At 65.5% G+C, this 14,344-nt stretch carries 15 protein-coding genes; 2 read left to right on the top strand and 13 right to left on the bottom strand.

Annotated elements, in window-relative coordinates; translation table 11 throughout:
* Positions 1-121 precede the first annotated feature (121 nt).
* Both ACWFRB_RS09105 and ACWFRB_RS09110 read left to right on the top strand, forming a co-directional pair.
* Positions 122-535 (top strand): hypothetical protein, encoded by a 414-nt coding sequence (locus tag ACWFRB_RS09105; protein ID WP_452640429.1) that lies wholly within the window; start codon positions 122-124, stop codon positions 533-535.
* A 15-nt stretch (positions 536-550) separates the two neighbouring features.
* Positions 551-835 (top strand): hypothetical protein, encoded by a 285-nt coding sequence (locus ACWFRB_RS09110; RefSeq protein ID WP_452640431.1) that lies wholly within the window; start codon positions 551-553, stop codon positions 833-835.
* Between the two features lie 9 nt (positions 836-844).
* Here the strand turns inward: ACWFRB_RS09110 and ACWFRB_RS09115 are convergent, their stop codons facing one another.
* From ACWFRB_RS09115 to ACWFRB_RS09175, 13 genes are all read right to left on the bottom strand, one after another.
* Positions 845-1,315: a hypothetical protein gene (locus ACWFRB_RS09115; protein ID WP_452640432.1), complete on the bottom strand. Its 471-nt coding sequence runs from the start codon at positions 1,313-1,315 to the stop codon at positions 845-847.
* Positions 1,315-1,806: an ImmA/IrrE family metallo-endopeptidase gene (locus tag ACWFRB_RS09120; protein WP_452640433.1), complete on the bottom strand. Its 492-nt coding sequence runs from the start codon at positions 1,804-1,806 to the stop codon at positions 1,315-1,317. The genes ACWFRB_RS09115 and ACWFRB_RS09120 overlap by 1 nt, the downstream gene beginning before the upstream one ends.
* A gap of 121 nt (positions 1,807-1,927) precedes the next feature.
* Positions 1,928-2,134 carry a hypothetical protein gene (locus tag ACWFRB_RS09125; protein WP_452640435.1) on the bottom strand — a complete coding sequence of 69 codons (207 nt, stop codon included), beginning with the start codon at positions 2,132-2,134 and terminating at the stop codon, positions 1,928-1,930.
* A gap of 2 nt (positions 2,135-2,136) precedes the next feature.
* Positions 2,137-3,057 carry a recombinase family protein gene (locus ACWFRB_RS09130; RefSeq protein WP_452640436.1) on the bottom strand — a complete coding sequence of 307 codons (921 nt, stop codon included), beginning with the start codon at positions 3,055-3,057 and terminating at the stop codon, positions 2,137-2,139.
* A gap of 67 nt (positions 3,058-3,124) precedes the next feature.
* Positions 3,125-3,907 carry a hypothetical protein gene (locus ACWFRB_RS09135; protein WP_452640438.1) on the bottom strand — a complete coding sequence of 261 codons (783 nt, stop codon included), beginning with the start codon at positions 3,905-3,907 and terminating at the stop codon, positions 3,125-3,127.
* Entirely contained in the window at positions 3,907-4,443 is a 537-nt protein-coding gene (locus tag ACWFRB_RS09140; protein WP_452640440.1) for a holin, read from the bottom strand. Before ACWFRB_RS09140 ends, ACWFRB_RS09135 begins: the two co-directional genes overlap by 1 nt.
* Positions 4,443-5,321 carry a M15 family metallopeptidase gene (locus tag ACWFRB_RS09145; RefSeq protein WP_452640441.1) on the bottom strand — a complete coding sequence of 293 codons (879 nt, stop codon included), beginning with the start codon at positions 5,319-5,321 and terminating at the stop codon, positions 4,443-4,445. Before ACWFRB_RS09145 ends, ACWFRB_RS09140 begins: the two co-directional genes overlap by 1 nt.
* 99 nt (positions 5,322-5,420) lie before the next feature.
* A complete protein-coding gene (locus tag ACWFRB_RS09150) occupies positions 5,421-5,699 on the bottom strand; it encodes a hypothetical protein (RefSeq protein WP_452640442.1) in 279 nt (92 codons plus the stop codon).
* A complete protein-coding gene (locus ACWFRB_RS09155) occupies positions 5,696-6,391 on the bottom strand; it encodes a hypothetical protein (protein ID WP_452640444.1) in 696 nt (231 codons plus the stop codon). Before ACWFRB_RS09155 ends, ACWFRB_RS09150 begins: the two co-directional genes overlap by 4 nt.
* Positions 6,391-6,744: a hypothetical protein gene (locus ACWFRB_RS09160; protein ID WP_452640445.1), complete on the bottom strand. Its 354-nt coding sequence runs from the start codon at positions 6,742-6,744 to the stop codon at positions 6,391-6,393. The genes ACWFRB_RS09155 and ACWFRB_RS09160 overlap by 1 nt, the downstream gene beginning before the upstream one ends.
* A gap of 165 nt (positions 6,745-6,909) precedes the next feature.
* Positions 6,910-8,535 (bottom strand): Gp37-like protein, encoded by a 1,626-nt coding sequence (locus tag ACWFRB_RS09165; RefSeq protein ID WP_452640447.1) that lies wholly within the window; start codon positions 8,533-8,535, stop codon positions 6,910-6,912.
* A 61-nt stretch (positions 8,536-8,596) separates the two neighbouring features.
* Positions 8,597-9,589 carry a hypothetical protein gene (locus ACWFRB_RS09170; protein ID WP_452640448.1) on the bottom strand — a complete coding sequence of 331 codons (993 nt, stop codon included), beginning with the start codon at positions 9,587-9,589 and terminating at the stop codon, positions 8,597-8,599.
* Positions 9,590-9,592: 3 nt separating this feature from the next.
* Positions 9,593-14,263, bottom strand: a complete 4,671-nt coding sequence (locus ACWFRB_RS09175) for a phage tail protein (RefSeq protein ID WP_452640449.1) — start codon at positions 14,261-14,263, stop codon at positions 9,593-9,595.
* Positions 14,264-14,344: the final 81 nt, after the last annotated feature.

Consider the following 14,344-nt stretch of genomic DNA (forward strand, 5'->3'; position numbering starts at 1 on the left):
CCGAGGCGGCCGTGCAGGACTGGATCGACCGAGGGTCACCCGAGTTCCCATCTAGTAATCGGAGGGCCCGTTGAAGTTGGAGGCGCCCAATCATGCCAGGCGTGTCTGGTATGGATACCGAATGAAGAAGACAATCATCGTTGCAGCGGCGGCAGGCGTAATCGCGCTCAGCGGATGTGGATCCGAGTCGAGCGTCGCCGATTCGTCATCGACTCCGGTGGCCTCAGCAACTGCGATCCAGACCTCTGTCGCGAAGGCCGTATCCGAGAGCGCCCCGACTGAAGCAGCCGATCCCCAGTCGACTCGAGTCGCTGAGTCTGGCCGCGCCCTCTACATGAAGATGTGCGCAGACATGTCGGAATTCTTCTCGTCCTTCGAGGAGCTCGGCACCGAGGTCGGTCCAACAGATCGGGCCAAGGCGGCCGAGGAGTTCGCCAAGGAGATGCAGGCGTCACCCGAATGGGATCTGTACAACGAAGCTGACCAGAAAGTGATGCTGGACGGCTTGGCCGCCGCTTCGGCGGGCGACTGTTAGCCATAGGAGAATGTCATGTACCAGCCGAACCAAATGCGACCATCGTTCGCGGCGCGGCACCCGATCTGGACGACGTTCGGCGGGCTTGCCGCTATCGGTCTCGTCGCGAAGATCTGGCCACTGCTGGTCCTCGCTGGTGTTGCGTGGGTGGGGTGGAAGCTGTGGAAGCGACACCTCGGGGCGGTGGAACGGCAACGCGCGGTCGACGTTCTCGTGGCGGCGCGCGCCGACTACGAACACCAGGAGTACCTAGCCGGCAACCGCGTCGGTATCTACGGGCAGTACCCGCCCGCCGCATAGGCATCCGAGCTACTTGTTGTCCGCCTCGCCCTTTTCGGACTTTCCGTTCTCGGGTGGGAAAAGGTAGTTCGCGATGATGTAGGCGATGCCAAGGACTTCCACCACAGTGGCGCTGATCCACGCGATCATGACCGGATCAGAGACGCTGCCCCACTGCGAAATGATGTACGTGACGAAGATGCCGAAGTTGCCGACCAAGCTTCCGATGACTGTGAGCCCGGCCCATTTGAAGTAGCGCTTCCGGAGCTTGTTCTGCTGCTTCGCCTTCTTCAGCTCGGCGGCCTGCAGCTTCTCAATGTGTGTCTTGCCGTCTTCGGCCGAGCGCATGAACCGCGCAGGTTCCTTCGCGAGCTCCGCGAACTCGACGTCGTCAAACGGCCACTGGTAGTCGTCGTTTGGTGGAGTGTCTGGCCTCTGACTGAGCCATTCCTCGATGTCCTCATCAGCCTCGTCTGGCCGAGCGGCATTCTCGTCAAGCACTAGGTCGGCCCGAGACGCCTCAGGCGCGTCTGCATGGCCGGCAGGGAAACGTCGAACCGCTTCGCCATCTCGATCACGCTGAGTCCACGCTCGCGGAGCTGCTTGACCGCGCCGGCCGGCATCAGCAGGTTGCCCGCAAACTCGTCCGCGTAGAACTCGTGGAGGTCTCGGGACGCGGTCGTGTCGCGGTAATCCGTGAATGAGAATGACCCTTCCGGGTCACGCTTGACTCGCTCAACGAAATGGCCGATCTCGTGTGCGCAGGTGAAGTTCTGGCGCACACGCGAGTCGTTCTCATCGAGGATGATCTCGGGGTCGCTCCCCTTCTCCCTGATGAGCATTCCGGACACGCCGGGGTCGAGGGACATGAACCGCACGTCAATGCCCATTTCCTCAGCGATAGCAAATGGATCGATTGGCAGTTGAGTCCCCCAGTGCGCGCGTCGAGCTTCTTCAGCGTTCTTCTTCGCGACGTCCTTGACGAGTGGCATACCTCCCCCTTCCAGCGTTTCGTTTATCCACAGTTGTAGCTAAGTTATCCACAGGGTTGCGGCCGTTGTCCCCAGGCTAGTCCACAGCGCAGATTGCACTGTACCGGCAGGCCACGACAGATCAGTCGCGTCGCTCCCGAACGGCGAGATCCTGCGCTCTCCCTATAGTTCGACGGATCACGTCGTACTGCCAGGGATCGAGGGGCACCTTGTAGTTCTCCACCTGCTTCGCGAACGCGGCTTCGTAATTCGCGGGTGCGTTGCCCGGTGCGAGCGGCCACACCTCCGGGTCGTACACGGGCGGCTTAGGCGGATTCGACTCGGTCACCACTATTTCCAGGTGTGTTGTAGGCGGTCGGGGTCGATGCCGGCGTGGCCGCGGCGGGATGTCGGCTTCACGGTGACGTGGTCCAGGAGCACCGACACGACGTCCCGCTGGCGGCGCTTCGACGCTTCCTCCCACCACTGCACAACCTGCGCCACTGTCGGTTCGGGTAGGTCGTCGAGGACCTCGCGGCGCTGCACCTGGAGCTCGATGGTCGCCTTCTTCGCTCGGATGCGCTCGGTCCCGGCGCGCATCGTCTCCCGCTCGATCAGCCCATCGGCGAAATCCTCACCCAGCGTGGTGAACCGGGCTTCGAGGTCGGCCAGCTGCTTCGCCGCGTCCTCACCGGTGGCGAGCGCGTTGATCTCCTTGGTCAGCTTGCGGCGGAACTTCGCGTCGGACAGGCGGGCGAGGACCCGCTCGATGGTGTCGGCCTCGAGGTCCTCGGCCTTCACGGAGATGCGGCCGCAGCCCCCGGTTCGGATGGAGCAGGCGTAGCTGTCGGCGCGGGTGCTGCTGGTGTTCGCGTAGAGGGCGCTACCGCACACGCCGCAGCGGGCGATGCCGCCCCCGAGCAGGTGGATTCGGGTGCGGTCGCCGGTGAACCTGGAGCGCTCCGGCGCCTGCAGGAGCTTGATGAGCCGGTTGTACGTTCGCACGTCGAGGATCGGGGCGGCCTCCGCGCGGACGAGCTTGTCGCCGCTCTGCCGCTTCCCGATGATGCGGGGGTTCGTCAGGGACCGCTTGATGGTGATCGGCTGCCATGTCTTCCCTGTGGCGGTCGCAATCCCCTGCTCGGAAAGTCGAGCCACGAGACCGCGGAGAGTACCGCCGTCGAGGAGCTCGGCGGCCATCTCGCGGAGCACCTCGGCTTCGCTGTCGACGATGGCGATTCCGTCGTCAGCCCATCCGTACGCTCGGCTCACACTGTCTCCTCCGCTGGTCTGTATCCACAGTCACTCTAGCGGAGCGGGGCAGCGCCAGGAGGCCAGATCACCAGTCGCGGCGGTTGAGCCGGTCCGCGCCCGCCCATGCATACGTCATGCTCGTGCCAGGGAATAGCTGAGAGGCGTACGACACGTGCGGTCCATATGGGGCTGGCGCGCAGTACCAGAACACGTCATCGGCGGCCTCGGCGTACCGCTGCCAGAACCGGGGATTCCAGAACTGCCAGTACTTCTCGCGGGACTTCCGCTCGGCGAGCTGCTGGTCCAGGTTCACGGTGCCGAGGCGTGCGCCTTCGACGAGCGAGAACGACGAGATGACGGGCGACAGATCGCGGACCGGTGAGTCCCAGGCCGCGGCCGTGATCATGTCGTGCGGGTTCGCCAACTCGAGCACCGGGATGTGCGCCGGGCCGAGGCCGCGCTGCCCGTGGATGCCGAACCCGGCAGCGACGTTCCCGATGCTCTCGCCTTCACGGCGGCCCGGGTTCGCGATGTTCAGGACGAACGAGATCTCAAGATCCGCGTGCTGGCCCGCGCGCATCTCGGTGAGGAGCTGGTTCGCGACCAGGCTGCCGAGCGAGTAGGTGATCAGGCCGGCCTTGTTGGGCGTGCGGCGCAACGCGGCAACGCTGTTCGTGACCCCGACCCGAACCGAGGTGTCGAGTGAGGCACCGAGGAGGTGCGGGACGGGGCCGATGCTGGCCGGGTAGTCCACGCTGATCGGCCGGAATCGAGGGTCGAGCAGCCGGGTGACCGAGCTGATGACGCCCGACGGGACCGGGGTGAATGGTTCCCCGGTCCCGCGCAGGCAGAAGACGTCGATCGTCATCAGCGGTCGAGGGTGACCAGGGTCGGCAACCCGACCGTGCCGAAGTTCTTCGACACCAGCGACGTGATCACCGACAGCAGCGCGGCGGTCGCGGCGAGGGAGAACGCTGCACCCCAGTCGACGTCGGTGAACCCGCCCGTTGCGGGGATGGCGCCGACGAGTGTCCCCGCGAACGTTCGCGCGCCCCGGTCCGCGAGGTCGACGAGGAAGTTGCCCGACGTGATCGCGGTGGCGGTCGACACGGCAAGGAGGAACGACACCAGTGCGGCCAGCCCCGCGGCCTGCAACAGGGTCGGCCAGGACACCGTGGTGATGGTCGCTCCGACGGTGAAGAACAGGGCGACGTTCTGGAGGAATGTCTTCCCCGTGCGCTCGGCGACATCGAGCCAGAACGCGCGACTGTCGATCGAGCCGAGTTCTACAGAGACATCAAACGATTCGGTCATGATCTCTTGCCTTTCTTCGAGGGTGAGGTATCGAGCGAGACCGGCCGCGCCCACCCACAGGGAGGTGAGGAAGGCGAGGCCGGTGAGCATTAGGCGCTCTTTGGTCCTTCGGGTGATGTGTCTCGTGTGCGTGGCACATCGGAGTTCGCGGCGATCGCGGAGGTGAGGTCATAGAGGGTGCGGCCGCCGCCCTGGGAGAAGCCCTGGAAGGGACCGCCCGCGACGTCCTTGCCGAGGAGCGCGTCCGCGGTCCCGAGTCCGGCCAGCTGGTCGAGGGCCGCGGCGAGCAGCAGCTGGTTCTGGCGCAGGATCTCGGTGTGCGCGTTGACGGTCTTCTCGATGCGATCCGAGCGGCCGTCGATCCACGACAGCATCTCCCACGCCTTCGTGGTGCTGCCGAACTGGTTGGGTAGCGGGGTATCCCAGACAGACACGGGTGCCTCCGGTTTCGGTGCGGGGGGTGCGGTCGGGCCGCCGGTCGGCGGTCCGTAGATGCCGAGATGGCCGGCGTTGAGCTTGTCGGCGAACGCCTTGAGCCGATCCGCGTTGACGCCGATCTGGTAGTGCATCTCGTCGACGCGGGCCCAGTCGCGGCCCCAGAAGATGCACCCCTCGAAGAGGCGCAGGCCCTCGCGGACCTTCGCCACTCGCGCGGCCGGCATGGTGAGGCGGGTCCAGGGGTACTGGGTGGCGTTGATGTCGACCGCGGTCCCGGACAGGTGGTTCGAATTGGGGACGTCGTTGTCCCAGGAGAAGCCCCAGTCATCGCGCGGCTTGAACCGGTCGATGGGTTCGACGTTGCGGTGGTACCAGATCATCCAGCCGACCAGCACGGTGGCGACGTCGCCGCGGCGCAGTTCGATCTGCTGGGTGGTGCCAGGCACGGTGACCGAAACGATCTCGGCCGTATCGACTATCGGCCAGCCGTTCTCGGATTGGGTGTATCCAGCGTAGGAACGGAATCCCATGGTTGGGCCACCTCAGCGTGTTTGCATGATGTGTGCCCGGCCCACAGCCAGCAGCAGTTGTTCCCAGGATATACGCGGCTACTGTTAGGTGGACTCATGCTAGGGGTCGGGAGATCCAACTGCCTGTTGGTTTGGATCAGCTGGCGCCTCCCAGATTTCGCCGCGAAACTCGGCAGCTTCCTTGTTCACGAGGTCTCGCCAGTACGGGTCTTCGAGTGCTCGCTCTCGGGCCGCGGCGTTGCGTAGCGCGGCGATCAGCGGCGCCGGGTCGACGTCGGGCACGCGTGCCTCTGCGATGAGTTCGTGTGCGTGAGCGACGATCTCGTCATCGCCCATGGTCGAGACGTCGATATTCCTGATCGGGGCTTCTTTGCTCATGACGTCTCCGTGCTTCGCTTCTCGACGGACATGCCGTTCCAGACGTTTCCACCGCGGCTGCCGCGACCGAAGGCTGCATTGCCCCACAGTTCGACGTAGTAGCCCGCGGACGGAACCACGAACGGCACATGGACTAGCAGGGACTCTCGGCTAGTTGTGTCGGCCTCCGCGATCCGCTGCGCATGGAGCGTCCCTGACGGGGAGTAGACGCGGATCTGGATGTTCATGTAGGTCGAGCCGAGGGCGGTATATCCCTCGGCCGACAGCTGCGCATCCGCAACCCAGAGGCCCTTGCTACTCAGGTAGATCGCGCCATTCGCGATCGTGGCACCGACGATCGGGCCGATCTGGGCGTCGATCGGAATGCGAATATCGCCAGCGATCGAGTTCGATGAGCCGCCGAGCGAATAGGTGTGGCAGTACCCGACGACGCCTTCAAGCTTCTGCGTCTTGTCCTGCAGGTCGATGACCGCCGGTGAGCCGGCGACCCCGGCGAAGAGGTTCGTAAACCCGTTGAGCAGGTTCGCAATCAGTTTGTTCCGCACAGCCTCCCCCCACCCATGCAGGTCGCCGTTCTTCGCATGCGCCTGAGCCTGCGGGTCGATGTTCTGCATCTGCGCGACCGTCGACATCTTGTACGCGACCGAAGGCGTGTACTCCGGAACGAACGACGGATCGTCGGAGACAGGCATCAGAGCTCCCCGTTCTCGCGAACGTGCGGGTCGGCCTGCTCGAGCAGCTTGTCGGCGATTTCCCGCTGCCGAATCTGCGCCTTCATCGCCGCGATCTGATTCGCGTCGTACCCCGAAATATCTGCGACGATCACGGTCTCGTGCTCCCCCGGCGCCGACCGCCTCGCGCCCTTCTTGATCGGAACCCACAACACGCCGGCGGTGCCTGTCGACGCGCGCTGTTCTGGGTTGTCGATCGGCTCGTACAGCGGATGGGGTGGCGCCAACGGAAAGCCGAGGTTGTCGAAGAAGTGGATTGCGAGGATGTGCTCAGCCTCAACGGGAAGGTTCATCCCCGGCAGGCCCTCACCCATCGGCACCGATCGGAACATGTCCGCGCCCGGATGACGGTTCTCTCGGGCGATCACGATCCCGGTGTCCGGGTCCCGGACGATGCCGTCGACTGCTCTACGTCGTCGCACCACCACAAACTCCTCTATTTCGCGGGTACTGAGTGACAGTATCCACCGATACTGGGATCACGACGAGACCCCGATCGCCTGAATGATGCTCTTCACCTGCGCGACCTGCCGCGCGAGCATCGCGCCTGGCATGTCCTCGGCGCCGTCGTTGCCGATGGAGATGTCGAACCGCGGGTCGTGCTGGCGGTCCCACGAAACCTTGAGCGCGTACACGTGGTCGATGTAGTAGCTGCCGCGCTTCCCGACCTCGACCGCGGTGCGGTCCCCGAGGTCGAAGTGGCGGCCGACCCACCAGGGCGCACCGTTTCGGACGGAGATCTTGTAGCTGCGGTATGCCTTGGTGCGGTCGAAGCCGGTCCGGATCGCCTGCAGCGCACTGAGACTGAACCCGGTGCCGCCAGTCGATTCCCAGTACTCGCCGTAGCCTGGGCCGCGGATCCCCATCTTGTGTTGTCGGATTGGGTTCGGGACGCGGTGGAACGCCAGCACAACGTCTTCGATCTGGGAGTCGAAGATCCCGAGCGCGAGCCCGGCGTTGCCGAACATGGCGCCGATGTACCCCAGGATCGCGTTCGCGATGAGCTTCAGGCCAGCGTTCACCCAGTCCGGCGAATGGCCGCCAGTCACGATCGCGCCGGCCAGCGCCTTGTGCACGGTCGCCTGCCAGGCGCCGATCCCGGTCAGGCCGGTGCGCTGCGCGTTGCGCCAGGTCACGAACGGGTGCGACGGCTTCGTCCCGAGGAACCCGGACAGCGAGTACTCCTCGGGGTTCGGGACGTTCGTGAGCTCGGTGACGACCTCGTTGATCAGGTCGTCCGCGATGTTCGTGACCAGGTGCATGAGCCCGTCGAGGACGGTGCCCGTCAGGCCGCGGTACCCGGACTTGTCGACGACGTCGATCACGAGGGTCGTCTTCGTCAGGATGAAGTGCTGCGGTGCCGGCTGCGGCATGCCGGGGAACCAGCGCTTCACCACGACCTGCAGGCCCGCATCCGAAAGGGTCGGTGCGATGACGTCGTGCAGGTTTCCGAATCGGGTCGAGAGCACCGACCACATCGAGGTGTCCGTCAGGAACTTGCCCGGCATCACGACGATCGGCCAGTTCGCCGGGTTCAGGTTCCCCGCCCACGACGCCGGGTCGAAGATGTTCTCCGGCAGCGCCCACAGCGGCCCGAATCGGCGCATCAGGTTCAGGAACATCAGCGTCTTGATGCCGAAGATGCTCGGGCCCGCGAACGCCCACAGCTTCGGGTACTGCAGCTCCGCAGGGAGCAGCGGGTTCGAGTAGCAGATGATCTTCTTCACGTGCTCGTACTCGTGCAGGAACTTGATCTCGATGAACTCGAAGCCGCGCTCGTCGCCGCGGTTGGTGATCGTCGACGCCTTGCCGGTCCACTCCTTGCCGTGCATCTCGACGCGGATGTGGACGTCTTCTTCGTCGTCGAGTTCCTCGATCAGCCACTCGCGCGTCGCGTGGTTGCCGAACAGGGTGAGGTTGCCCTCGCCGGTGTCGTTCAGCTTCTCCTCGAACGACGCCTGAATCTCCCCGACGAGCGGGACCGGGTTCTCCCAGTTCTTGTCGTAGAGGGTGAGCTTCGGCCGGGATCGCATGATCGCGACCCGGTCGATGGTCCGCTGGGTGATCGTCGCGCGGACCTCGTCGCAGGACATCAACGGAGGCACAGGGCACCGCCTTCGTATACGTGGACACGGCTATCCGTGCCCCAAGGCACTCGGCGCACGGTCACAGCGCTTCACCGCCCCACATGCGGTCCCACCGTTGCACCGCGTACACGGCGAGCTGGGTCTGTGCGGTGCCGCCGACGAGCTTGACGGGCAGCTGCGCGGCGACGGTGTGCGGCGGCAGGGCGTGCTCGAACTCGGTGCCTCGCAGGTTCGCGACCTCCTGGGAGTCGTCCATCGTCTCCAGGGAGATCTGCATCGGGTTGGTCTGCACGAGGAACGACTTCCCGGCGCCGAGGGGCGGCAGGGTCCGCAGGATCCGCTGGCCGGCCTGTGGATGCCCGGTCGGGTACAGGCCGAGCCCGTCAGGGATCGTGAACGTCGACGTGGTGGTGAGCTCGTTCGATGCGAACTCGAGCCAGGACTCCTGATCGGCGGGGTTGTCGACGACGAGGGTGCGGTTGCTGACTCGAGTGGAGCCTGAACCGGTGCCGGTGTCGAAGGTGACGGTGTCCTGCAGGGTTTGGCTGTACCAGAACGGATCACATGCGAGGGCGGTGATGTCCCATGCCTGCCGGCGCATGTGGCCGGGCGCCCACTTCCAGTAGTCCTTCGGTGCGCGTTCGAGCCGGATTTTGATCTCGCGCCAGTCGTCGGCGCCGGGCCCGTAGTACAGGCGGAGGAAGAAGTCGCGCGGCTTCCCTTTTGCGGGCTTCATCACGTACCAGAGCAGGGTTTCGACCTGCATAAACTCGGTCCAGTTGCTGCCCTGGGTGCCGATCCGGAAGTCGAGGATTCGCTCCTCGACCCGCGGGTAGTCCGACGGTGTTGAGCCCTCTTGATAGGCGTAGTTCTCGCGGATCTGGGTGATCGGGGTGTGGTAGAAGCCCGAGAGCCCCTCGAGCAGCGCGATGCCCTGCCCCTCCATGTCTGGTCCGTGGATCGGGAGGGTGATCAGGTCCTGCCCGAACGTCGGGCTCTTGGCGTCGAGGTCCCGGCAGATCAGTTGGATCGGGAACCCGCTGTTGAATGCCGAATCGCAGGGAGCAGTCATGGGCTATCCGTTCCTGAACGTGTCTGCGACAGGGGCCATTCGCTGCATCAGCGAGCGCTCCCATTCGGCGATCATTTGCTGCGGAGTGCCCTGGTAGCCGACGAAGGTGTTGTTGATGGTCGTGTCCCCCCGAGGAGCTGGAGGCGCTGCTAGCGATGCGGCTGAGCGGTCCACGAGGCCGCCCCACGCACTGTCGAGGCCAACCGGCTCAGCGAACTGACCGCCGACCTCCTTGAGCGCGTTGAGGCCCCACTCGTTGGCCTGCGATTGGAAGTCCTGCCGCGCGAGCCACGCGTTCGCGCCGTCGACACCGCCGCGAGCGATCTGATCGTCGTAGTAGGAGTCGTCGTAGCCGGTGTTGTTCGGGTCGAATGCGGTGGACGGGACCCCTGCCGCAGCCGCGGACACGACCACCGGCGGTGGAATAGAGGCTCCGCTCGCGAATGCGGCGGTCGACGCCGCGGAGGTGACCGCCGAGCCCGTCGCCCCGAGCCCGCTGGGCCAGTTCGTGACGCGCACATCCTGCGTGCCAGCGGCACCCGGTGACGCGGCCGGGCTACTCGCCGACGCCGCCGCTCCCTCGGCTTGGCGGCGATCCGAATCTGCATACAGGTCAGCCGCCTCGGTCATCTTGGCCTGGTAGTTCGAGCCGTCCGCGAACGCCGAGCGCTGCACAGCCTGGGCCGCTGCCGCGGGGTCCATGTTCTCGTAGTCATGCTTCGCGAGCTGGTCGTAGAACATCCCCGCGGAACGAGCCGGATCCATCCGATCGGCCGCGGTGCCCCAAGCGCCGTTGTTGCGCTGCTGGAACAGCCCCGAGCTGTCGTAGTCCGTGCTGACCGCATCGTGCGCGTACTGCATCGAGTCCGCGTCAGACTCGTTCGCGTACATGACGCCGTCCGATTCGGCGAGCATCGCCGCGATCGCGGTCTTGATGCCCTTGTCGGAGATCCCCCGGCGGCGCCCCTCCGCGACGATCTCGTCGACGTACCGCTGCTTGTTGGTCCGCGTGTCAGGCGCCCCGGCTTGACCGGACTCATCGGGCCCGGGTGCGGCATCAGACGGCGCACCCAACGGGGAGGTCGCGGCGGCGTGCACGTGATTCTCGTGCTGGGCCATGATGTCGGCACCGTAGAACGAAGCAGCGACGATCTTGCCGTCCTTGATATTCCGGGTGAAGCGCGGATCGCTGTAGATCAGCTCGGCGAGCTGCGATTGGTAGTTGTCGGCGAGGAAGTTCGCCCAGGCCAGCTGCTCGTCGGAGTTCCCGGAACCGTTCGAGTAGTCCACCGCCATGCCCTGGCCGTGGTAGTCGTTCGTGGACCGCTCTGCGGACGTGAGGGTCAGCCCCGGCGCGTACTGGGCGGCGAGGTCCTGGAACGACCCGACGACGCCACCGCTGGCGTACCCGGGGAGCCCGCCGCCGAACACCATCGCGCGCAGGAAGTCCGAGGATGGCACCCAGCCGCGGCGGAGCGCCTCGAGGACCGGGAGTGTCTTGGCATTGACGGCGGCCTCTGGAGTGACCCACTCCCCGGCAGACACGCGCGCGGTCGGCATCCCGTCGGCGCCAAGCGCGAGAATCGAATCCGAGATCCCAGTGCCCGGGCCGTAGAGCAGACCGTTCGCTCGGCGGCCAGCCGAAACCGCGCCGCCAGTTGCGCGCGTTGGTGTGTTGCTCCAGTCGACGAGGCTCTTTCCGGTCCGTTCAAGGTCCTCGCCATGTCGCCCTGGTGCCCACTTGATAGCGGAGCCAGCGCCTTTGATGATGTTGCCGATCACGCCGACGGAACGCTTGATCGCGTTGACGATTCCATCCCAAATGATGCTCACCGCAGATCCGAGCCCCTCGAAGAAGCCCCTCATCCCATCGACTGCTCCGCCGATGAAGTCCTTGGCGTCTTGGAGGACGGTTTTGATAGTGGTGAAGCGGTCCCCGAGGGTGTCCGCCATGATGCGGATAGCGTCGACGACAAGCGGGAAGACGTTCCTCGCGAGCCACTCGAATGCGGTCACCAGCGGCGGCAGCACGTTGTCGACCACGTAGATGAACAGTTCGATGAGTTTCGGCAGGTAGTCGGCCCAGATCGTTAGGAGCTGGGGCAGGAATGGTGCGATCGCGGCGATGATCCGCGAGAACCCGTCGATCAGCGTCGGGAAGATGGGCGTCAGCTGGGTGATTGCGGCTGCGAGGACCGTGCCGATCTGCATCGCCACATCGGCCAGGATCGGCGCCAGCTGATCGAACACTGGACGCAGCTGCTCCACCAGCTGCGTGATGACCGGCGCGAAGGCGTTGAAAATGGTGGTCAGCGCCGGCGCGAGGGAGGTGACGAGCATGCCGATGACTTCGGCGACGAGCGGCAGGATCGGCGCCAGCGCGGAGACGAGCGCCGCGAAGGCCTCGCCAAGCGGACCGATCGCGGGCGCAAGGGCATTCACCGCGTCCACGAGGGCGATGCCGACAACCTGGAGAATTTCAGACAGCGGCGGAATCAGCGGCATCAGTGCGTTGCCCACCGCGACGAGCAGGTCCGCCAGGATCGGCATGATCGGCGTCAGCCCGTCCGCGATCATGGAAATGAACTGCGACAGAACCGGCAGAACCTCGATCAGTCCCTCGCCGAAGGCGACACCAAGCTGCCCCAGCGACGGACCGAGCGCCGCAAGCGACTCGCCGAGGGTCTCGAACAACGGGCCGAGGACCGGACCAACAACGTTGCCGAGATCGATCAGTGCAGTCAGGAGCGGCCCGAGACCTTCGGCCAATCCGTCGATGACAGTGGAGAACGTCTCGAAAAGTTGAGTGAGGGCGCCCGATTCGAAGGCGTCAGTGAAGACTTGCCCGATCGTGCCGACGAGCCCGCCAAGGGATTCGCCGATCATGCCCATGGCAGGTGCAGCGGCCTGACCAAGGTCGAGTAGACCGGCGGTGAGCTGTGCGAGACCCGGCTGCATCGAGGTGATCAGGTCCGCGGTCCCGGCGAAGATCGCGTTCAGCGCCTTGATCGCCTCAGGCTGGGAGAAGAAGGCTGCGAAGTCCTTGGCGGCGCCGTTGATCGCGCCGCCCACCCCTGTCAGCCCGTCTTTCAGCTGCGGCAGCACGGTTTTCGCGAGGTCGGAGTACACGGCGCCTAGGTCCGCGAACACTGCGTCCTGCACCGCGTTCTTCAGATCGTCGAACACGGGCTTGGTGGCCATCATCGCCAGCACGAAGTCGCGGGCGTTCGGAGACAGCTTCGCGAGGGCCTGCGCCGCCTTGTCCGCACCCGACGACGTGCCCGTCAACGCGTCCTGCAGCTCCTTCTCCGCATCGGTGACAGCCCGATGCGCGTCCGCGACATCACGCTGGGCGTCCGTCACATCGCGCTGTGCATCGCGCACTCCGCGTTCGGCCACCGCGACCTGGTCGTTCGCATCAACGAGTCGTTCCTTCGCCGCGACTACCTGATCCGAACCTGCGACCCCCTTCGTGTTCGCTTCCGCGGCCTCGTTCTGAAGGTCGGTGTTGCGGCGCAGGGTTTCTTCCTGCCGGCGCAGCGCCTTGTCGACCCCGAGGGCGGCCTCCGCGCGATCGAGCGCAGACGCCTTGGGGTCGGAGAACGCCTTGTCGTACGCCTCCCGAGCGCGCGCGACTGCCAGCTCGGCGTCGCGCTCGTCGATCGCGGTGCCCTTGAGTGCGAAGTTCAGGTCCTCGATCTGGCGTGTCGCGTCCTTGCGTGCGGTGGTGAGATCACGCTCGGCGGACAGGACGTCCTTCTTCGCATCGAGCACGTCCTTCTCGGAGTCTCGAAGTCCCTGGTTGGAATCGTCGAGTCTGCGGTTCGCGGTCTCCACGCCGCGGTGCGCCTGCTCAAGTCCACGTTCTGCCGCGGTGACCGCTTTCGCCTGTGCGGCTGCGTCCGGGCCCGCGGACGTCGCAGCGTCGCCCAGTGCGGAGAACGCATCGCCGACGCCCTGCAACGCGAGGACCGTGGTGCCGATGCCGACAGTTCCTGCGGCCGCGACCCCCGCCAATCCGACGCCCAGAACTCCGACCGCGCCGGCTGCCAACCCGGCGGCGCCGCCGATCGCGCCAATCAGCGACGCGATGCCCGCGGTCTTCAGCCCGGCGCTGGCGACCTTCCCGAGGGACAGTGAGAGGCGGTCGGGACCGAAGCTGCCGCCGCCTCCTCCCCCACCTCCACCTCCGTGGGTCTGGATAATCACGTGCTGCGTGACCGGCTGAGTCAGCTGCGCGATATGCGCACGGAACTGCGCCTCGTTCGCGACCTCCAAGAACACCGGTGCCGTGATCTTCGCGGCCCGCAGCCGGTTCTCGATATCGGCGACGAACGGCTGAATCGCCCCAGAGTCGAGAGTGACCTTGACTTTCGCGTCCGCTAGACCTTTCACCGCATTGCGCACATCAGCGTGAAAGAGTCCGGTATCCGCCCGCAGTCGCACATCCGCAGTCAGTGATGCTCTGTCAAGGATCGACTGCGTGACCTGCCGGAACTTGCCGGTGTCCGCATCGAGGTGAACATCTGCTGCGAGCTTGATGCGATCTAGATGCTTCTGCGCCGCCTTGACTGCCCGCTCCGTGGCGCGAACAACATTCCGCTCGAACTCGGCGTCGATGTCATCCCATTTGAGGGTCGCCTGGACGACAGCGTTCGCGTACGGGGCAGTCACCGCGCAGGGCCTCCAGGCTCACACATCCTCGTGTGCCCGGCCCACAGCCAGCGGCGATCTACTAGAAGGGTATCGGGCTTA

It is taken from the genome of Rhodococcus sp. NPDC055112, from assembly GCF_053607505.1.